Origin of the sequence: Methanosarcina mangrovi (assembly GCF_052057765.1) — an archaeon.
Lineage (GTDB): Archaea > Halobacteriota > Methanosarcinia > Methanosarcinales > Methanosarcinaceae > Methanosarcina.
In genome coordinates this window covers 560409-579696 of sequence record NZ_CP195120.1, presented here as the reverse complement: position 1 = coordinate 579696, position 19288 = coordinate 560409, and the positions used below count along the sequence as shown (strand labels likewise).

Below are 19288 nucleotides of genomic sequence, written 5' to 3'. Positions count from 1 at the left end.
CTAATTTTATTACACCCACCAGATTTATTAAATTTTTGCAAAAAGGACAAAAGAACCTGAAAAAATGTTGTTCATTTTCAAACAGGAAGTCAAAAAACAGGTTTTTATAAGTTCACTAAAAAGATAGGGCAAAACAGTTGGTATAATTAAAATTATTTGGGAGAATATATATCCCATTAATCATTATAAGGAGAACGTCCATGCCGAAAGGCAAATGGACAGGACCCTGCATAAAACTCAGTTACACTTAAATTTATCTTATCATTTGTTCAGCAAATATGCTTTTACTCAGGAAAATGTGATCTCATGGCATATAGAATACTGGAAAAGGAAGAAATTGCTCCATCGGTGCACAGGATGATAATAGAGGCCCCTGATGTGGCAAAGGCTGCAAAAGCCGGACAGTTCATAATCCTCAGGATTGATGAGAGGGGGGAAAGAGTTCCTCTTACAATTGCGGATTTTGAAAAAGAGAAGGGTACGGTTACTGTAATATTTCAGGAAATGGGCAAGACCACAAAACAGCTTGCAAAGCTTTCTTCAGGTGATTCCCTTGAAGATTTTGTCGGGCCTCTCGGAACCCCTGCCGATATTAGAAAGCTTGGCACTGTAATTCTTGTGGGAGGAGGGGTAGGTGTTGCACCGATATACCCCCAGGCAAAAGCTTATATGAGTGCAGGAAATCGGGTAATTTCAATTATCGGTGCCCGAAACAAAGACCTCCTGATCCTTGAAGACGAAATGGAGAAAGCCAGTTCCGAACTGTATATCGCAACCGATGACGGGTCGAAAGGGCACCACGGGTTTGTGACCGATATCATGAAAAGGATCCTGGACAGCGACGAAAAGGTTGCAAGGGTTGTAATTATCGGACCTCCGATTATGATGAAAGTAGGGGCAGGGGTTGCTTTCCCCTATGATGTGGAAATTCTTGTCAGCCTGAACTCCATCATGGTAGACGGAACCGGGATGTGTGGAGGCTGCAGGGTTACGGTCGGCGGAGAAACGAAGTTTACATGCGTTGACGGCCCTGAATTTGACGCCCGGAAGGTTGACTTTGTCCAGCTTATGAACAGGCTTGCAATGTACCGCGGCGAAGAGGCACAGGCTGTGGAAAAGTACGAAGAGGAATGCAGGTGCGGACTGCACTGAGAAGGAGGGAATGAAAAATGCAAGAAGTACAGGGAGAAAAGACGGGAAAAGCAAAGAAAGAAAGAACCCCGATGCCAGAGCAGCCTGCAGAAGAGCGCAGGAAGAACTTTGATGAAGTGACCCTCGGCTACACAAAAGAAGATGCCCTTGCCGAAGCTTCCCGCTGCCTTTCCTGCAAGGACCCGAAGTGTGTTGAGGGCTGCCCTGTGAATGTAGACATTCCAGGCTTTATTCAACTGATCTGCGAGGAAAACTTTGAAGGGGCAATCGAGAGAATCAAAGCCACAAACGCCCTTCCTGCTATCTGCGGCCGCGTCTGTCCCCAGGAAACCCAGTGTGAAGCCCGCTGTGTACTCGGGAAGAAGAGCCAGCCTGTTGCAATAGGAAGGCTTGAGCGCTTCTGCGCAGACTATGAGCGTGAAAAAGGCGTGAAGTCTCCCGAAGCCATGCCTCCTACCGGCAAGAAGGTAGCAGTTGTGGGTTCAGGCCCTGCAGGGCTTACTGCCGCAGCAGACCTTGCAAAGCTAGGGCACAAAGTAACAATCTTTGAATCCCTGCACAAAGCCGGAGGAGTCCTGAGTTACGGCATCCCGGAGTTCAGGCTGCCAAAAGAAATTGTGCGGCAGGAAGTAGAGTACATCAAAAAGCTCGGAGTAGAGTTCAAGCCTAATTATATCATCGGCAGGATCAAGACCCTGGACGAACTCTGTGATGATTTCGATGCCGTTTTCCTGGGTACGGGCGCAGGGCTCCCGAACTTCATGAGGATAGAAGGCGAAAACCTAAACGGCGTCTATTCCGCAAACGAATTCCTGACCCGTGTAAACCTCATGAAAGCCTATGATCCCGAATACGACACAACAGTCAGGCACGGAAAACATGTGGTTGTCGTAGGGGGCGGAAACGTGGCAATGGACGCAGCCCGCTCTGCCCTCCGTCTGGGCGCCGATGAGGTAAGCATAGTCTACCGCCGCGGAGAAGACGAGATGCCCGCCCGCCGGGAAGAAGTCGAGCATGCCAGAGAAGAAGGTATAACCTTCAGGCTCCTTACAAACCCTGTCCGCATCCTCGGAGACGAGAAGTTCAACGTTACAGGCGTCGAATGTATAAAAATGGAACTTGGAGAGCCTGACAAGTCCGGCAGGAGAAGCCCTGTCCCTGTGGAAGGCTCGGAGTTCCTGATCCTTGCTGATGTTGTGGTTATCGCCATAGGTACCTCCCCTAACCCGATCATTTTTAAAGGCTCGGAAGGCCTTGAACAGAACAGGCGGGGCACTGTTGTTGCCGACGAAGAAACCGGTGCAACCTCCAAGTGCGGAGTCTTTGCCGGTGGAGACGTGGTTACAGGCGCAGCTACTGTCATCAGTGCAATGGGCGCAGGTAAAAAAGCTGCAAAGGCAATTGATGCGTTTTTGAAAGAAAAGTGAAAAAATAGCGAGATAAATATGAAGTTGTAATGAGACAAAAGAAAAACTGGTGGATCGATTCCAGATTACAGCCATAAACCTGAACTTCAAAATCTATCTCATGGCCAACAAATCCTTCTCCAAATAGCGGATTTATCTGGGAATCGAAGCACTAGAATTTCTTCTCTTGCTAATTTTTATTTATTATATCTAAACCTTCTTTTGCTAAGGTTTCTATTATTTGCTCATTCATTTGCTCATTCGTAATGGTTAGAAACCTTATTGAATTCCTCATCCGCCTGAGCATAATGGCTTGTTTCCATATATCTGCAGCCGGCTTCAAGGTGTGGCAAGTCTTCTTTGAGTTGTGCCAAAAATCCGCATATTTGGATAACTCCCACAGAAACTTCTGAATACTCCGAATCTTTTAGCTTCTCCAGAATCTGTTGGGATTCGGAAAATTTCTCGGAAGCTTTTCCGAATTCATCGGCGGCTTCACCCCACCGTTCGGCCTTAAAATCTTCAAGCCCCTTCGAAAAAAAGTTGAACCCTTCCATATAAGGATACATTCCCCCCATTAAAACCCTGAGTTCCGCATACATAATTTCACTGGTTTCCAGATCATCCCTTAACAGGACAATGGAACTCTTCTCCTCTACAGGTACTGAATCAAGATCGAGCATAAACATTTTTTCTTTTGCTGAACTTAATAAAACAGCAGAATCATTTAAAGCTTCGTTCATTTTGTCTATTTCTTCTTTACTCGAGTCAAATTCTTCTGAATACATGTATGCGAAAGATTTATCGAAATGTTCCATAGCTATGATAAAACTCTGTAGAGAATGAACTCTATCCAAACCAGCTTCAGCTAAAATTTTATATCTCTCAATATCCTGTCTTTCTTCTTCGTAATCCGAAGAGGCACTATTAAGAATCTTTAAGGCTTCCTCGAAATCTGTTTCGGAAGCGTCCAGACTCATTTTCGCAGTGGTATAGGTACCTGAGCCCACATCTTCTTTTACGGATATACTTCTGTTTTCAGCTTTATTGATAAGTAAAGAAGAAGTATTGATTTCCTCTGCAGCGGAAATTTTATTCCCTACTTCTGCAGCAGAAACTTCGTTTTCAATACATCCGGAAAAAAATATTGTCAGAAAGAGCCCCATAAGAACAAGACCACTTCTTCCCAGAAGTGCTTGCTTTCTTGTGTCCATATTTCAACCCCCCAAAGTACTAAAGGAAAATTAAACTCGCAGAGATTCGTGTTTCCCGCAATGAAACGACAACTTATAGAAATTCGGACATTTATATAAGGAAACATTCTCCAGAAAACAATAACTAGTTTGGAGTTTGAGAAGATAAAGGTTTCTACAAAAATGGAGAGTATGAATAAAAATAGTCAGATCGAATGATATAAAAGGAAACTAAATAAAATAAAAAAATATGCAAATAGAAATTAAAAGTTTTCAAGAACCACTTTTAAAAGTACAACTAAAGCAACGATCAAAAATAGGGTCCATAAAAGCGGCAAAAGCATCCGGAGCAGGAAATACAGTATTATCGCTATCAGAATCAACTGAACTAAAGAAAGTTTCCTTCTTCCTACACGCAGGAAGCGACGATTAAATCCGTGAGCCATGCTGTAAACCTTCCAGATTTCTCTTTTATTTCTCTTTTTTATTTCTCTTTTATATTTCTCTTTTATATTTCTCTTTTGTATATGTTAACTTCTACTCTCTTATTATATTTTTTGCCCGTAGATAAGAATTACCCTCAAAAAATTTCAGGATATTAACCCGAAATGGAGTTGAAATCGCTAATTAGAGAGCAAAATAGGTAAGACAGAAGGCAGAGTAGAAATTGAAGCCTGCAAGCTTTTCAAAAAATTCCGGTGTAAATTCTTAGAAGTTCAGCAGGAAAATTCAGTAACAGGTCTGCTGGGAATCGAACCCAGGTTCGGAGCTCCGGAGGCTCCAGTGATATCCTCTACACCACAGACCTTCATTGTGAAAAAGTTATGCCCGATTAACTGACTTACAGGGGTGTGATCAGTTAACTGGCTGTTTATAGTGCCAAATAGCTTATAAATTTAATCCTCAATCAAATTATAAATATTCTTAAAGAAAGTTGATCAAAATGAACTTGCTGTAGACTAACTTAAAGATTTCAGGTTCCATATTGAATTCAGGATGTTTTAGTATTTAGCTCAGGACCTTATTCCTCCCACTTCTCCCCATACCTTTCTTCAAACACAAGTTCCGAAAGGGCTTTACGTGTAGAAGTGCGTTTTCCGGGAGCAGGTTCCCCGATGGCAAGCACTGCCATAAGTTCGAGCTTTGGCGGGCAGTACAGGATTGAATTAACCTTTTCATGCTGGTTCAGGATCTCCCCTAGCCAGACTGCGCCCAGGCCGAGTTCACAGCAGGCGAGGAGCATGTTCTGGATGGAAGCTCCTATTGCCTGGATATCTTTAGTCCTGTTGTACGAATGTTCGGTATCCAGAAAAGCCGCGATAAGCAGGGGGGTTCCTGCCACGATGCTTGAATAATGAGTACATTCCGAGAGCTTCTGGATGGTTTCAGGGTTCCTGACAACTGCAAAGCGCCAGGGCTGGTTGTTCAAACCGGAAGGAGCCCAGCGGCCTGCGTTGAGGATCGTGTTAATTTCTTCCTTGCTGATGGGTCTGTCCGTAAACTCCCGGACACTCCTTCTGTTGAGGATGGTGTCAATGACTTTGCTTTCTCCTGTTACTGGCATATTTTCCCTCCTGATTGAATTTTCAATTTCAGATTTATGAACTTTCTGTTAAAAGATTGAAATCAAGTTATTAAACGTTACCGGCAAGCAGGAAGCAATTACCGGTATACAGCCCTGAAAAACCATGAATTAATTTCGGGGGAAATGAAATAATTCTCTCGGTCTGGAGCTATTTCTTTTGATATCTACTTCTCTTAATTGCGGCGTCGTTTTTGGGTCTTTTTTATCTGGTTGGTAGCCGGCTAAGACCCAACGCGGCGCGGGGAAGAGGGGGGTGAAAGCTCGAGCTATGGGATCAGAATGGATTAACCGGTTAATGACGGACCAACAGTCAGAAAAAAGTCCAGAAAAATCAGAAAAACTGGAAGAAAATCGGAAAAAATAAGTCCCCAGACCACCCGATCGGTGGCCTGAAACTGAAAAAAGCAGCTTAAAGCTCAGTCGTCATCAATCTTCTTGTTGAGCCAGGGGATGTTTGCCCGGATTTCCTTGCCGACAACCTCAAGCGGGTGTTCCTTTTCCTGGCGTTCCATGGCTTTGAGTACGGGGTGATTGACCATGCCTTCAAGGACGAATTCCTTTGCAAATTCCCCGTTCTGGATCCTTGCGAGAGCCTCGTACATAGCTTCGCGGGATTCTTCATTGATGATCCTCGGGCCAACGGTCATGCCGCCGTATTCGGCTGTGTTGGAGACGGAGTGCCACATTCTCTCAAGCCCGCCTTCGTAGATAAGGTCCACAATGAGTTTGACTTCATGGCAGGTTTCGAAGTATGCCATTTCAGGCTGGTACCCTGCTTCCACAAGCACTTCAAAAGCGGTCTTGATAAGTGAGGCAAGTCCCCCGCAGAGGTCAACCTGCTCTCCGAAAAGGTCGGTTTCGGTTTCTTCCCGGAAGGTGGTCTCGTAAACTCCTGCCCTGGTTGCGCCGATACCCTTGGCATAGGAAAGGGCAAGATCCCTTGCTTTTCCGGTTGCGTCCTGGTAGACTGCGATCAGGCCCGGCACTCCGATGCCTTCCGTGTAGGTTCTCCTGACAATGTGTCCTGGACCTTTGGGGGCGACCATGAAGACGTCAACATCCTTCGGGGGCACAATCTGGTTGTAGTGGATATTGAAGCCGTGGGCAAAAACAAGGGCATTGCCGGCTTTCAGGTTGGGTTCAATCTGAGAATAGTAAACAGATGCCTGCTTTTCGTCCGGAAGGAGGATCATGATAACATCTGCAGCTTTTGCAGCGTCTTCAACAGTCATAACCTTCAGGCCATCAGACTCGGCTTTTGCCCAGCTGGAACTGCCATTCCTGAGCCCGACTACAACATTGAGCCCGGACTCATGCAGGTTTCTGGCGTGGGCGTGACCCTGGCTTCCGTAGCCCATTATTGCGATTGTTTTGTCTTTAAGTGCATCAAAAGTTGTTTCGTTATCATAAATTATCGTTGCCATTCCTTAATTCTCCTGATTGATTTTACTGAATCGTCCTTAACTGATTATACTGATTAGTTTTACCAATTGATTTTACTGATCCGTTTTATTGGTACATTCCTGATATATTCCATAATTTTTTAATGAAAGTTTCTGCATTATTCAGGGAAGTGCCTGAATTCAAACACAGAGGTTTCCCTGAGAATTAAACTGATTTCCGAAAAGTTACTGTTTCTGGACCCGCCAGCCAAATGTAAGGAGAGGCCGGAAACCCGGAAAGTTTATTAGAAGACCTTTAGAATTCGAAAAGGCTTCCGGCTGCCCCAATCTGTGAAAAATAATTGAGCAGCTACCTCTCATTACCTGCCCTTAATATTTAAACCTTCTTTGGGCCCCGCACCATTGCAATCTTGCCTGTTCTGACCATTTCCTTGATCCCGAACTGGCGGAGAAGTTTTTCGATTGCCTGGATTTTACTTTCATCCCCTGTTACCTCAACGGTCATGGACTTCGGAGCAACATCCACTATCCTGGCCCTGAAGATGTTTGCAATCTGGATAATCTCTGCCCTTGTGTTCACATCAGCTGAGACCTTGATAAGGGCAAGCTCCCGCTCAACCGCATCGTCGCTCCCGATATCCGAGACCTTGATGACATCTATGAGCTTGTTGAGCTGTTTTGTTACCTGTTCGAGCACATGGTCATCCCCATGCACAACAATGGTTATTCTCGAAATATCAGGGTCTTCGGTAACTCCCACAGCCAGGCTGTCGATATTGTATCCGCGCCTTGAGAAAAGAGAAGCGACTCTGGAGAGCACACCTGACTTATTTTCCACAAGGACTGCAAGTGTGTGTTTCATCAGTGTTCCTCCAGGTCGATGATCTCATTAATTGCAGCTCCTGCCGGCACCATCGGATAGACATTTGCTTCACATTCAACAATCACTTCGACAACAGCAGGCCTTCCGGACTTTACAGCTTCTTCGATTGCAGGCCTGACTTCGGATGGTTTTTCCGCACGCAACCCGAGCGCACCGTAGGCTTCGGCAAGTTTTACAAAGTCAACACTGCCCTTGATGAAGGTGTAGGAATACCTCCGGTCATAGAAGAGTTCCTGCCACTGCCGGACCATGCCCAGGTAACCGTTGTTCAGGATCACGGAAACAACCGGGATGTCGTTCTGGACCAGAGTTGCAAGCTCCTGAGAGTTCATCTGGAAAGAGCCGTCGCCTGCGATATTGATAACGGTTTTATCCGGCTTTCCGACCTTGGCTCCCATGGCTGCAGGAAGCCCGTATCCCATTGTGCCAAGCCCTCCTGAAGTGAGGAAAGTTCGAGGCTTGCTGTATTTGAAGTACTGAGCTGCCCACATCTGATGCTGCCCAACTTCCGTAACTATGATCGCATCCTTGCTGGCTTCGGAGATCTGCTCTATAACAAACTGAGGCATTATAGTATCCGAAGACACCTGCCTGTAGGCAAGAGGATACTCCTTCTTCCACTGGTTTACCTTTTCGAGCCATTCCGTGGATTTGCAGCACTGGACATACTTAATAAGGGATTTGAGTACCTGCTTTGCGTCCCCGACAATAGGAACATGCACCTTTACATTCTTGGAGATCTCGGCGGGGTCGACATCAATATGGATAACCCTGGCGTTGGGGGCAAAAGACTCAAGCTTGCCGGTAACCCGGTCGTCAAACCTTGCTCCCACAGCAATGATAAGATCGGACTCCTGAATTGCGTAGTTTGCGTATTTGCACCCGTGCATTCCGAGCATTCCGACATAGAGAGGATGTTCGGTCGGGATAGAGCTGATACCCATCAGAGTAGTTGTAACCGGAGCCATGAGGGTCTCGGCCAGCTCAACGAGTTCCGCACTCGCATTCGAACTTATCACCCCTCCTCCGGCGTAGATTATGGGCCTGCAGGAGTTTGCGATCTCTTCGGCGGCTCGTTTTATCTGCTGGGTATTTCCTTTGTAAGTTGGCTTATAGCCTCTGAGCTCTACCTTGTCAGGATACTGTAAGTCAATTTCTATATTCTGTACATCCTTCGGAAGGTCAATTAATACCGGGCCAGGCCTTCCGGTCGAAGCAATATGGAAGGCTTCTTTTACAATCCTCGGGATTTCTACTGGATCCTGTACGAGATAGTTGTGCTTGGTAATTGGCAGAGTGATGCCGGTAATATCTGCTTCCTGGAAAGCGTCGTTTCCGATAAGGGATCTTGGTACCTGGCCGGTTAAGGCTACAATTGGCACTGAGTCCATATATGCGGTGGCAATACCTGTTACCAGGTTAGTTGCTCCGGGACCTGAAGTAGAAACGCAGACCCCGGTCTTTCCAGTAGCACGGGCATACCCGTCCGCAGCATGAGCTGCTGCCTGTTCGTGGCGTACAAGTATGTGGCGCAGATCTGAATCATAGAGTTCATTGTAGAAAGGAATGATCTGCCCTCCGGGGTATCCGAAGAGAGTGTCAACTCCTTCCTTTTCAAGGCACTTTATAAGAGCCTTTGCGCCGTTGACTTTTTCTGTTGACCCGGTTGTCATTATTAATCTCCTTATTTATTTCTTGAGACTTGGTCTAACTGAATGGATACCCACATTTCAGGTGGGCACCTTTCCAGTTAAGGGTGTATTTATGAGAAATACTTTTTCATCTATCTTATCTCTCACACTCACACTTTTTTGATTGCGAATTTCGCAAATACATCATAATCAATCATGTTATATATGGATGAGGGTTTCTCCGGGTTTTCAAAGTGCCGGAGATCCCTGTTTCAAAAATTTCCTCAAACAGAAAAAAAGAGAGGACGAAAGAGTCCTCCAGAGAAACCTTTGAAGTTCCGCATCCTTTTATGATTTACTCTACCCGGATAAGGCGGTTCATCCCGTTCATTACGGCTTCTACAGAGGCCATGATAATGTCCGTTCTTGCCCCGCTTGCGGTAATTACCTTTCCGTTCTTGGAAAGCTTTACCCTTACTTCTACAAGAGCGTCAGTTCCGCCGGTAATCGAGTCTACATGGTACTCTTCAAGGATAACGTCTTCAGCACAGGAACTTACAGCTCTTCGAATAGCATTGATCACAGCATCCACAGGTCCGTTTCCGATTCCAGCCTGTACGATTTCCTTGTCTTTTACATTGAGTCTTATGGAAGCGGTTGGAGTCACCCGGTTTCCGGATACAATGGTGAACTCTTCTAATTTTACAATAGGTTCTTTGTAAATATCAAGCACGGTTTCTGCAATGGTCTGCAGATCAGCATCGGTGATATGTTTACCCTGGTCACCCATCTGCTTGACTCTGTTGAAGATTTCTTCGGTCTGAGCCTCATCAGCCTCGAGCCCCATCTCTTTTAAAGCAAGAGTAATAGAGCTCCTTCCTGCATGTTTACCAAGTACGATCTGGCGCTGCCGTCCAATATATTCGGGACTCATCGGTTCATAAGTTGCCTTGTCAGCCAGGAGCCCGTGCACATGAATTCCTGCCTCATGAGTGAAAGCATTTCCTCCTACAAGGGCTTTGTTAGGGGACACGGGAATTCCGGTAAGCCGGCTTACAAGCCTTGAAGCCCGGTATATCTGTTCGTGCTTGATGCCGGTATCATATTTATAGAGCCACTCCAGACTCATTACGACTTCTTCAAGAGAGGCATTTCCGGCTCTTTCCCCTAAACCATTAATTGTCACATGGGCCTGCTTTGCTCCTGCTGCAAGCGCCGAAACCGTGTTTGCGGTTGCTAAACCGAAATCATTGTGGCAATGAATGCTTATCGGGGCTTTCAGGGAAGAAGACAGGTCCCGGAAAATCTCGGTGGTCTTTTCAGGTACCAGAAGCCCTACGGTATCGCAGAAACATAACCTGTCAGCCCCGGCATCTATTCCGTCGGAATAAATGGCTTTTAAGAATTCCGGGTCCGCCCGCGAAGCATCTTCTCCACTCAGCTCTACGATCAGGCCGTGATCTTTGGCATACTCGGTAACCTCGGCTGCGATCTGCCTTACTGCATCCCGGTCCTTTTTGATTTTCGTTTTGATATGCAGGTCCGAAACCGGAGCTACAAGATGGATTGAATCGACATCGCATTCAAGAGCATGGTCAACGTCCATTTTTACAATCCTGCAGTAACTGCAGATTTCGGCATTGAGACCGGCATTCGCTACGGCCTTGATGGATTCCCTTTCCCCTGCGGAAGTAATTGCAGAGCCAGCCTCGATTACAGAGACTCTCATCTCATCGAGGGCCCGGGCAATTAAGAGTTTCTTCTCTCTGGTCAGGGCTACGCCAGGTGTTTGTTCACCGTCTCTCAAAGTAGTATCCAGAAATCGGATGTTTTCGAATAATATAATCCCTCAGTCTTGGTTTTTATTTCAATAGATTTCAATAGATTAGTTCTGCAGAACAGGGAAAAAATAATACCACTAATATTATATAATTGTACCCTATTTTGCAGCACTCATTTTACTATAATCTTACACATATTTTATCTCAGAAACCCGATTCCATCCGGGAATACTCCCGAATTTACTCCCGGACTCTCCGAAACTTCTCTCCAATAGGTAGACCATAGTATTTTTAGTTTCCAGTTAACAATATACCTTACTTTTTTAAAAAAAGACAAATATAGAAACCGGTCAGATGCCCAGAATCTGAAAACTGAAAAGAGAGAAAAATAGAATTGTGAGGGGAACCCGCAAATCTGCAGGAGCGGTAAAGAGAGGCCACTCACACTGAAACATCATTCAGAGTTCCCCTTAAGTAGACCGGCCATACAGGTTGCAAGCAGGAAAAATTGTCCTGTTATGTTCTGCCAGTCAGTCTTAAAAAATTAAAAAATGATGTTTAGAAATAATTTTGAACATTTTCTATTGCCTTTACAATCAGGGAAACACACGCTTCAATATCTGCCACATCCAGAACTTCCACCGGAGAGTGGATATAACGGGTGGCTATGCTGACCGTACCTGTAGGAATGCCTTCCTTTGTGAGGTGGATTGAAGTAGCATCAGTGGTACCGCCAGAACTTACACCCAGCTGATACGGGATCCCGTTTTCATCCGCGCTTTCCCGGAGCCACCTGAGAACCTGAGGGTGGGCTATAAGACCTCTTCCGGATGCGTCTGCTACAGTTATTGCGGGCCCTTTTCCCAGTTCCAGAGCTGAATCGGTCTTGTTTATACCCGGATGATCTCCCGGAATGGTTGTGTCTAGGGCAAGGGCCACATCCGGACAGAGCCCGAAAGCACAGGTTTTTGCTCCTTTAAGCCCCACTTCTTCCTGAACCGTGCCCACGGCATATACATTTGCTTCGATTTTGCGCTCATGAAGCCGTTTCATGACCTCAAGGAGAATTACAACTCCTGCGCGGTTATCAAAAGCCTTGGATGTAACCTTCCCGTTTGCCAGGGGCATGAATTCCTGGTCGATTGAAACCGTGGTGCCAATCTCGATTCCCAGGTTCCCTGCATCCTCCCTGTCTTTTGCCCCTATATCGATAAACATATCCTCAAGTTTCACGGGCTTTTTCCTGTCCTCTTCTTTCATCACATGAGGAGGTTTGGAACCTATTACTCCGTAAATCGAGCCCTTTTTGCCGTGTACGACGACTCTCTGGTTCAGGAGAGTCTGGTCAAACCAGCCCCCTATCCCTACAAAGCGCAGGAATCCATCCTCATCTACATACCTGACCATTAACCCTATTTCGTCCATGTGGGCAGCCAGCATTACAGAAGGTCCCTTTCCCTCTTTAACAGCAATAAGGTTTCCCATGGTATCTTTCCGCATACTGTCAACATGGGGTCCGAGCTCTTTTTCAAGCAGTTTCCGGACCTCATCTTCAAAGCCGGAAATTCCGTGGGCGTTTGTAAACTTTTCGAGAAGGGATTTTATTTCTTCAAGGTTTGCGCCTTTTTCCATATTTTCTGCCATGTAAGAAAATCTCCTGAATCCGGGTCAATCTGAAGCTTCAATTGCAAGTTGAAACTTAATCCCTAGGCTAAGGTTTGATCTGAACCTCAGTTAACCTAAAGTGTAATTCTGAGTAAACATAAATTACTTCTGGCAGCTGCCTTTTCGGTTTGGAGCTCATCCAGTTGATTTGCTAATATATCTGTTTAATGGGATATATTATAAATGTCCATCTACGGTTATCCTTTGTTGAAAGACTTTTGAGGCTTTTTAGTCTTGGGTTTAACAAATATATCAAGCATCGAATCTACCTCATAATGTGCCCATACCTGTAATGCGACTGACTCATCTTTTTCATATTAATTTGATTGTTGGGGTGTCCTTATTTAAGTTGAACTTGTTGTTTAAGTTTTTGGCAGGGGCTTTTAAGCTGCTTTCTGGCGGGGAGGATTATTTTCGGAAGCTGTAAGGACAGAAACATTAAAATCCCTTCAGGTTTATTGAGGACTCAGGTGAAAATTATATGACTTCAGAATTACCTCCTCAAATCCAGAACCAGATAGCACAGCTTCAGCAGGTACAGCAGCAGGTTCAGGCTCTTGCTATGCAGAAATCCCAGATTGAAGCTATGCAGAAAGAGTCCAAAATGGCTCTCGAAGAATTAGAAAGACTGGCTGACGATGCGGTGGTCTACCGTAATGTCGGAGAACTGGTAATAAAAACGAGCAAAGAGGAGTCCGTTTCGAAACTTAAAGACAGAGAAGAAACACTCTCACTCAGACTTCAGTCTATTTCCAGACAGGAAGAAAGGCTCACCGCCCGCTTCAAACAGCTTCAGGAGCAAATCCAGCAGGCACTTGGCCCCAGAGCACAATAACTTTTTATTTTTCTTTTGCATTGATAGAATGCAGGACATAACATAGTTATAACGGAGATTGTGCCGAAATCCCGAAACTCCGGGACTTTCGATACCTATAAAAAACGGTAGCCAGAGTGGACAATGCAAGTTGATGAAGTGGAGTTTTTCAACCGGCTCCTTGACTATCGAAACATTTTGTATTTGTGTCACAGGAATGCAGATCCGGATGCTGTAAGCAGTGCTTTTGCCCTTGCTGAGGCACTCGGAGGTACGGTCGGGCTCGTAGATGGCTGTAACCGTGTGGCGTCCGTCCTGATCGACAGGCTCGGAATCGAGGTAGTGGATAAGCCAGACCCTGCGAATTACGGTTTTGTTGTTGTTGTTGATACCTCGACTAAAGCGCAGCTAAACGACATAGAGCTTACCAGTTACTGTGTAATCGACCACCATACAACCACCGCCCTCACCGAGAATGCAGAATTCTACCTGCACAGGAACGCAACCTCAACTGTAGAGATAGTGTATGATATTTTAAAAGCAATGGGCGCCCCGATTAACCGCAGGGTGGGAATCGGCATGCTCACGGGAATCGTAACCGACACCGGGCATTTCAAGCACGCATCTGTCGACACCTTCCGAACAGTGGCAAAAATCATTGAAGCCAGTGGCGTTGAGTACGGGGAAGTACTGGACCTTATGGCTGCCACTCCCCAGGACATCTCGATGCGCATCGCTATCCTGAAAGCAGCAAGCCGGGTTGAACTCGATAGAGTGGGAGATATGCTTATAGCGTCTTCTCATGTAAGTTCTTTCGGAGGCTCAGCCTCTTCCATGCTTATCAACATCGGAGCCGATGTAGCTTTTGTTGGCACTACCAAAGGAGAAAGCGTCAGGGTAAGTGCGAGGGCGAAACGTGATGCCGTAAATGCCGGAGTTAACCTCGGCCAGCTGATGGAAGATATCAGTAATGAATATAACGGCACCGGAGGAGGGCATTCGGGAGCTGCAGGGATAGATGTAATCGCCAACATGGAAGACGTACTGCATAAATGCAGAGAAATGACAAAGAAAATCCTTGAAAATTCCCTCGGAACAACCTCAATAGAGATTTCTGAGGATGAAATTGAATTTAATGAAGAAGAATAAGAATAAAATAGTAAGATAAATAGTAAAAGAAAAGTAAAATAAATAGTAAAATGCAAAAAGAAGCCAGAATAAAGCTTTTCGGATAATAACAATTAATTAACTGTATATATCTTTTCCTGAAAGTTATATTTTAGGTATATTTTTTCCATTTCTGTGTATTATTCCAATTCTGTGTATTTTTCCAATTCTGTGTATTTTTCCAATTCTGTGTATTTTTCCAATTCTGTGTATTTCTCCATTTCTGTGTATCTTCCCAAACCGGAATATCTTTTCAGTTTGACAGGCATTTCCAATTACCTTCCTCAACCAGACTTGAGAAAGATTTTTATTAAAAATCAATAACAACAACTATTATTTATATGAGAATCCAACTTAATCTTCACATTACACCATATCTGTCGGAAGTTCGTAACCTTCCGGAACTGCTTTAACCTTTCGGAATTGCTTTAATCTTTCGGAACGAAAAAACCGGCATGAAATAAGAGATGTATGAAATAAAAAACACTGTTACAGCATGACCTTAAAGGGACATGAGATGAAAAATATACATAAAAGAAGGTCGAAAGAGACGCGGCCTGAAACTAAAAGGTCTCAATATAAAGAACAAAGAGCGTGAAAAAATGCCAGAATACTGGGATCCTGAAATCGAGACAATGCCTGTAGACGACTTGAAAAAGTTGCAGGAAGAAAAATTGAAGAAACTCGTACATTATGTGTATGAGAACTCTCCTTTTTACAGAAAAAGGTTTGACGAACACGGCGTTCACCCGGAAGACATCCAGACTCTTGAAGACATCAGGAAGTTACCATTTACTTATAAGCAGGATCTCAGAGACACGTACCCTACCGGAATGTTTTGCGTCCCCAACTCAAAGCTCGCCCGCTTCCACGCTTCTTCGGGTACCACGGGCAAACCGACGGTAGTCGGGTACACCCACAAGGACATTGACGACTGGGCAGAATCCCTTGCCCGAGCTTTCACCTCTGTTGGAATGGGAAAAGACGATATTCTCCAGGTAAGCTACGGGTACGGACTCTTTACAGGTGGGCTCGGAGCTCACTATGGAAGTGAAAAACTGGGAGCAACCGTACTTCCCACAAGTTCGGGGAACACCGAACGCCAGCTTGAACTCATGAAAGACCTGGGTACGACAGCCATAGCCTGCACCCCCTCTTACTTCTTATACATGATTGAAACTGCAAGAAAAGAAGGCACCAGTATCAGGGACGACACAAAATTAAAGAAGGGCTTTTTCGGGGCTGAACCCTGGTCTGAAGAACTCAAAAAACGAATAGAAGACGAATCCGGGATTAAAGCCTATGATATCTACGGGACTTCGGAACTCAGCGGCCCCCTTTTTACAGAATGCGATGAACAGTGCGGCATCCACATCTGGGGAGACCTGTTCTTGATAGAGATTCTGGACCCCGAAACCGGAGAGACTATGCCTGACGGGGAAACAGGGGAACTCGTAATCACCACCCTTGCAAAAGAAGCAAATCCCCTTATCCGCTACAAAATCAAGGACCTTACCAAAAAACTATCGGAGCCCTGCAAATGCGGCAGGACACACCCGAGGATCACACGGATCAGCGGGCGCTCGGACGATATGATCATCGTGCGCGGAATAAATGTCTTCCCCGGACAGGTCGAATCGGTTTTGATGAATATCCCAGAAGTTGGGAACCACTTCATGATTATCGTGGATAGAATAGGCCCCCTCGACTCGATGAAGGTCCAGATCGAAATGCATGAATCTGCCTTCAGTGACCGGATGTCGGACATGATGGCCCTCAAAAAGAAAGTTGCAAACGCATTAAAGAGCGTGCTGAACCTTGCAGTAGAAGTCGAACTTGTGGAACACGGCTCTCTTCCGCGTTCGGAAGGTAAATCAAAGAAAGTCATAGACAACCGGAAGCTATGAAGTTTTCGTAGTTTGAAAGCTGAAAATTAAAAGCAAGAAATTAAAAATTTAAGAAAAAGAAAAGGAATAACCGGGGGAAATTGTAGATTGCAGCTTCCTTCCGTAACTCCTTATTTCCTTTCCTCTTTTGACCTCCCTCATTTAAGCCCAGAAAAAAATCCGGAACGGGGCTTTATACATGTAAACTTAAAGCTAGAAAAACAATAAACATGTAAACTTAAAATACCACACAGAAACTTATATTATACACTGAGGGAAAAATATTAAGAAAAGAAACAAGAAGTTGAAAGAAGGAATTGAAAAAGTAGGGAAGGAAAAGTAAGTATCTTACTTAATTTGATATTATTTAATTTGATATTATTTAATTTGATATTATTTAATTTGACATTATTTAATTTGACATTATTTAATTCGACATCATTTAATTCGACATTATTTAATTCGACATTATTTAATTTGATAAAGGAAAAGATAAAGATATAAAAAATACGGGATAAAAGGACATGGGTGCTGGAATGGAAGACAAAGTTATAAAACAAATTTCCCTTTTTGCGGAAAACAAACCTGGCAGACTTGCAAGCGTGGCAAATAAATTGAAAAGCGCCGGCATAAATATCAGGGCGTTTACCATTGCCGAGTCTGGAGACTTCGGGATCATCCGTATGGTGGTGGACAAGTCAGATTATGCTCACAGTGTACTCCACGATGCCGGGTTCACAGTTTCAGAAACCAGCGTTCTGGGAATCGAAATGGAAGATGTCCCGGGCAGCATGTCCCGGATTGCGGAAGTTTTCGGAGCAGCGAATATCAACCTTGATTATGCCTATGCTTTTGTCACCCGGGACCAGAAAGCCCTTCTTATAGTCCGGGTAAACGAAATTGAAAAGGCGATAGAAACGCTGGAAGAGAACGGTATAAAGCTAATCGGCATGAAGGAACTTGAAAAGATCTGATTTTGATTGGGTCCCCGATTTTCCGGGAAGGCAGCTTTAAAGAAAAAGCCAGGAAATAATCCAGAGCCTGGTACATTATATTGATGTGCCGGAGCAATCTGGAAGTTCTCTTTTTACAGGCTCTTATCTGGGCGGCAATTGTTTTAGATTGAAAGATTTTGCAGCCAGCAGATACCTGGAGCCGGAAGTATTATATTAGAGATATATTAGAGATTTTCCGAGCCTCTATCGCGTAAATAGATATACATTATAAATATAAAAAGAATGGAATGGGACATGCCTTTCTGGAATAAAGAAAAGGCTATCATATAACAGTAAACAGGGATTGGACCGACAAAAAGGCAAAGTCAACCGGTTTGACCACAATGACAGAGAATAAAGATAGCTTACAGGAAAACACTCAAAATCCTTCAAAAAATAAACTTGGAGGAACTCATACTACGATTATTGGCGGAAGAGCTGGAAAAAAACTCGTAAAGCTTGTAAGCCAGCACCCCGAAATAAAAAAAGTAATTCCGTCCGTAATTTCCGTAAAAGGCATAGCAGGAGGAAAACTGGCTGGAAAAGTCCTGCGCGCTGACGCCAGAGGAAATCTGAGGCTATTACTTTCGGAAGGGAGAAGTTTCCAGGAAATCAGGCTGGTGACGACGGTCGGTACAGCTGATGAAGGGGACAGAATCATGAACGAATTAAACGAAATATTAAAAAATGCCCTCTGAGGCGCTGAAGGAGAGGTTACTGTTTGACATTCATAGGGGTTGACCACGGGACAACAGCAATGCGTTTTGCGCTTATTGAGGATGAAAAGGCCCTGACCTTCGAACTCGGAAGGGCTGAAGCGGCTGCAATGTCAGAAAAAGAAATTCTGGCAGCCATTGAAAGAGAGTTTGGGATCAGGATTGGAGATATCGACCTGGTTGCTCTGACCTACTCCATGGGAGACGGCTTTTCCGCAATCAGGGATGTAAGAAAACTTGAAAGCAGAGGGCTCCAGAGTATCGAAGGTGCCGGAAAAAAGACAGGAGGAGGCACAAGGGTATTTGATGCAGTCCGGAACTCCGGAATTCCGGCAATAGCAATTCCCGGCCTTCACGCAGGGAGTAAAGTTGACCCGAGAATGAAAGTCTTTTCCCACCTCACAAGCCCGGAAAAACTGGGGATTGCATACCATATCCTCTGTCTCGGCTATGAAGACTTCGTAGTTTCCGACATCAGTTCTAACACCGTGACCCTTGCGGTTGCTAAGGGAAAGGTGATCGGGGCAATTGACGCCTGTATTTTTGCTCCGGGAGTTCACCACGGACCTCTCGACCTGCAGGCGATAAGAAACGTTGATGACGGGCTCGAGACCGCAAACCAGGCCTTTATAGAAGCCGGAACCCTGAAGATGACTCCGTATAAAGACAGAGAAGAACTGCTCAACGCAGCCGGGAAAGGAGAAAAGCCTGCCCTGCTCGCCCTTGATACGATAGCCCTTTTTGCAGCCATGGAAATCGCTTCCATGCAGCTTCTCATGAAAGATTATGGAACTACTGGCACGGTCTTTCTTGCAGGCTCGGTAGGAGAAGTAGAGTACGTGCAGAAAAAGATCTGCACTCACCTGGATCAGAATTGCCTGAGTCTCGGGAAGTGGCACGCTGCAATCGGCTGTGCTGAGATAGCAAGGGACGTTGCTGCCGGAAAAAAACAGATCCTCGGAGTAGATGTTGATTATCCGTAAAGAATGAAGAAAAACTATCCTTAAAGAG

General features: G+C 45.0%; 16 protein-coding genes and 1 tRNA gene. 8 read left to right on the top strand and 9 right to left on the bottom strand.

The window, feature by feature from the left end; translation table 11 throughout:
• The first annotated feature begins 306 nt into the window (after positions 1-306).
• Together ACSAZL_RS02755 and gltA are read left to right on the top strand one after the other, a co-directional pair.
• On the top strand, positions 307-1152 hold the full coding sequence (locus ACSAZL_RS02755; protein ID WP_440947221.1) for a sulfide/dihydroorotate dehydrogenase-like FAD/NAD-binding protein: 846 nt from the start codon (positions 307-309) through the stop codon (positions 1150-1152).
• Positions 1153-1169: 17 nt separating this feature from the next.
• Positions 1170-2579, top strand: a complete 1410-nt coding sequence (gene gltA / locus ACSAZL_RS02750; protein WP_440947220.1) for an NADPH-dependent glutamate synthase — start codon at positions 1170-1172, stop codon at positions 2577-2579.
• A 236-nt stretch (positions 2580-2815) separates the two neighbouring features.
• On the opposite strand, the gene ACSAZL_RS02745 is transcribed toward gltA, so the two are convergent.
• From ACSAZL_RS02745 to ACSAZL_RS02710, 8 genes are all read right to left on the bottom strand, one after another.
• A complete protein-coding gene (locus ACSAZL_RS02745) occupies positions 2816-3772 on the bottom strand; it encodes a hypothetical protein (RefSeq protein WP_440947219.1) in 957 nt (318 codons plus the stop codon).
• A gap of 715 nt (positions 3773-4487) precedes the next feature.
• Positions 4488-4559, bottom strand: a tRNA-Arg gene (locus ACSAZL_RS02740).
• Positions 4560-4772: 213 nt separating this feature from the next.
• Positions 4773-5315, bottom strand: a complete 543-nt coding sequence (locus tag ACSAZL_RS02735; protein WP_440947218.1) for a nitroreductase family protein — start codon at positions 5313-5315, stop codon at positions 4773-4775.
• A 437-nt stretch (positions 5316-5752) separates the two neighbouring features.
• Complete coding sequence (gene ilvC / locus ACSAZL_RS02730; RefSeq protein ID WP_440947217.1) at positions 5753-6760, bottom strand: ketol-acid reductoisomerase; 1008 nt, start codon at positions 6758-6760, stop codon at positions 5753-5755.
• 355 nt (positions 6761-7115) lie between these two features.
• The gene (gene ilvN, locus ACSAZL_RS02725; RefSeq protein ID WP_440947216.1) at positions 7116-7601 is read right to left on the bottom strand and encodes an acetolactate synthase small subunit; all 486 of its coding nucleotides are present in this window, start codon (positions 7599-7601) and stop codon (positions 7116-7118) included.
• Positions 7601-9295, bottom strand: a complete 1695-nt coding sequence (locus ACSAZL_RS02720; RefSeq protein ID WP_440947215.1) for an acetolactate synthase large subunit — start codon at positions 9293-9295, stop codon at positions 7601-7603. The genes ilvN and ACSAZL_RS02720 overlap by 1 nt, the downstream gene beginning before the upstream one ends.
• A gap of 313 nt (positions 9296-9608) precedes the next feature.
• Positions 9609-11060: a (R)-citramalate synthase gene (locus ACSAZL_RS02715; protein WP_440947214.1), complete on the bottom strand. Its 1452-nt coding sequence runs from the start codon at positions 11058-11060 to the stop codon at positions 9609-9611.
• A 532-nt stretch (positions 11061-11592) separates the two neighbouring features.
• Complete coding sequence (locus tag ACSAZL_RS02710) at positions 11593-12678, bottom strand: M42 family metallopeptidase (protein WP_440947213.1); 1086 nt, start codon at positions 12676-12678, stop codon at positions 11593-11595.
• A 502-nt stretch (positions 12679-13180) separates the two neighbouring features.
• On the opposite strand from ACSAZL_RS02710, the gene ACSAZL_RS02705 reads away from it, so the two are divergent.
• Both ACSAZL_RS02705 and ACSAZL_RS02700 read left to right on the top strand, forming a co-directional pair.
• Positions 13181-13534, top strand: a complete 354-nt coding sequence (locus ACSAZL_RS02705; RefSeq protein ID WP_440947212.1) for a prefoldin subunit beta — start codon at positions 13181-13183, stop codon at positions 13532-13534.
• 123 nt (positions 13535-13657) lie between these two features.
• On the top strand, positions 13658-14662 hold the full coding sequence (locus tag ACSAZL_RS02700; protein WP_440947211.1) for a DHH family phosphoesterase: 1005 nt from the start codon (positions 13658-13660) through the stop codon (positions 14660-14662).
• 158 nt (positions 14663-14820) lie between these two features.
• Here the strand turns inward: ACSAZL_RS02700 and ACSAZL_RS02695 are convergent, their stop codons facing one another.
• Positions 14821-14949, bottom strand: coding sequence for a hypothetical protein (locus ACSAZL_RS02695; protein WP_440947210.1), 129 nt, complete (start codon positions 14947-14949; stop codon positions 14821-14823).
• A 333-nt stretch (positions 14950-15282) separates the two neighbouring features.
• On the opposite strand from ACSAZL_RS02695, the gene ACSAZL_RS02690 reads away from it, so the two are divergent.
• The 4 genes from ACSAZL_RS02690 (at position 15283) to ACSAZL_RS02675 (ending at position 19260) form a co-directional block, all read left to right on the top strand.
• Positions 15283-16587, top strand: coding sequence for a phenylacetate--CoA ligase family protein (locus tag ACSAZL_RS02690; RefSeq protein WP_440947209.1), 1305 nt, complete (start codon positions 15283-15285; stop codon positions 16585-16587).
• Positions 16588-17102: 515 nt separating this feature from the next.
• Complete coding sequence (locus tag ACSAZL_RS02685; protein ID WP_440948766.1) at positions 17103-17540, top strand: ACT domain-containing protein; 438 nt, start codon at positions 17103-17105, stop codon at positions 17538-17540.
• A gap of 365 nt (positions 17541-17905) precedes the next feature.
• Entirely contained in the window at positions 17906-18259 is a 354-nt protein-coding gene (locus ACSAZL_RS02680; RefSeq protein ID WP_440947208.1) for a DUF2103 domain-containing protein, read from the top strand.
• Positions 18260-18282: 23 nt separating this feature from the next.
• Complete coding sequence (locus ACSAZL_RS02675; RefSeq protein WP_440947207.1) at positions 18283-19260, top strand: methanogenesis marker 12 protein; 978 nt, start codon at positions 18283-18285, stop codon at positions 19258-19260.
• The last annotated feature ends 28 nt before the right edge of the window (positions 19261-19288 follow it).

Bases quoted from the DNA above. Each gene is read 5' to 3' on its own strand.
- ACSAZL_RS02705 (WP_440947212.1), top strand. From the start codon at position 13,181: ATGACTTCAGAATTACCTCCTCAAATCCAGAACCAGATAGCACAGCTT.
- ACSAZL_RS02710 (WP_440947213.1), bottom strand. From the start codon at position 12,678: ATGGCAGAAAATATGGAAAAAGGCGCAAACCTTGAAGAAATAAAATCC.
- ilvC (WP_440947217.1), bottom strand. From the start codon at position 6,760: ATGGCAACGATAATTTATGATAACGAAACAACTTTTGATGCACTTAAA.
- ilvN (WP_440947216.1), bottom strand. From the start codon at position 7,601: ATGAAACACACACTTGCAGTCCTTGTGGAAAATAAGTCAGGTGTGCTC.
- ACSAZL_RS02745 (WP_440947219.1), bottom strand. From the start codon at position 3,772: ATGGACACAAGAAAGCAAGCACTTCTGGGAAGAAGTGGTCTTGTTCTT.
- ACSAZL_RS02735 (WP_440947218.1), bottom strand. From the start codon at position 5,315: ATGCCAGTAACAGGAGAAAGCAAAGTCATTGACACCATCCTCAACAGA.
- ACSAZL_RS02755 (WP_440947221.1), top strand. From the start codon at position 307: ATGGCATATAGAATACTGGAAAAGGAAGAAATTGCTCCATCGGTGCAC.
- ACSAZL_RS02720 (WP_440947215.1), bottom strand. From the start codon at position 9,295: ATGACAACCGGGTCAACAGAAAAAGTCAACGGCGCAAAGGCTCTTATA.
- ACSAZL_RS02700 (WP_440947211.1), top strand. From the start codon at position 13,658: ATGCAAGTTGATGAAGTGGAGTTTTTCAACCGGCTCCTTGACTATCGA.
- ACSAZL_RS02695 (WP_440947210.1), bottom strand. From the start codon at position 14,949: ATGCCTGTCAAACTGAAAAGATATTCCGGTTTGGGAAGATACACAGAA.
- ACSAZL_RS02680 (WP_440947208.1), top strand. From the start codon at position 17,906: ATGACAGAGAATAAAGATAGCTTACAGGAAAACACTCAAAATCCTTCA.
- gltA (WP_440947220.1), top strand. From the start codon at position 1,170: ATGCAAGAAGTACAGGGAGAAAAGACGGGAAAAGCAAAGAAAGAAAGA.
- ACSAZL_RS02685 (WP_440948766.1), top strand. From the start codon at position 17,103: ATGGAAGACAAAGTTATAAAACAAATTTCCCTTTTTGCGGAAAACAAA.
- ACSAZL_RS02690 (WP_440947209.1), top strand. From the start codon at position 15,283: ATGCCAGAATACTGGGATCCTGAAATCGAGACAATGCCTGTAGACGAC.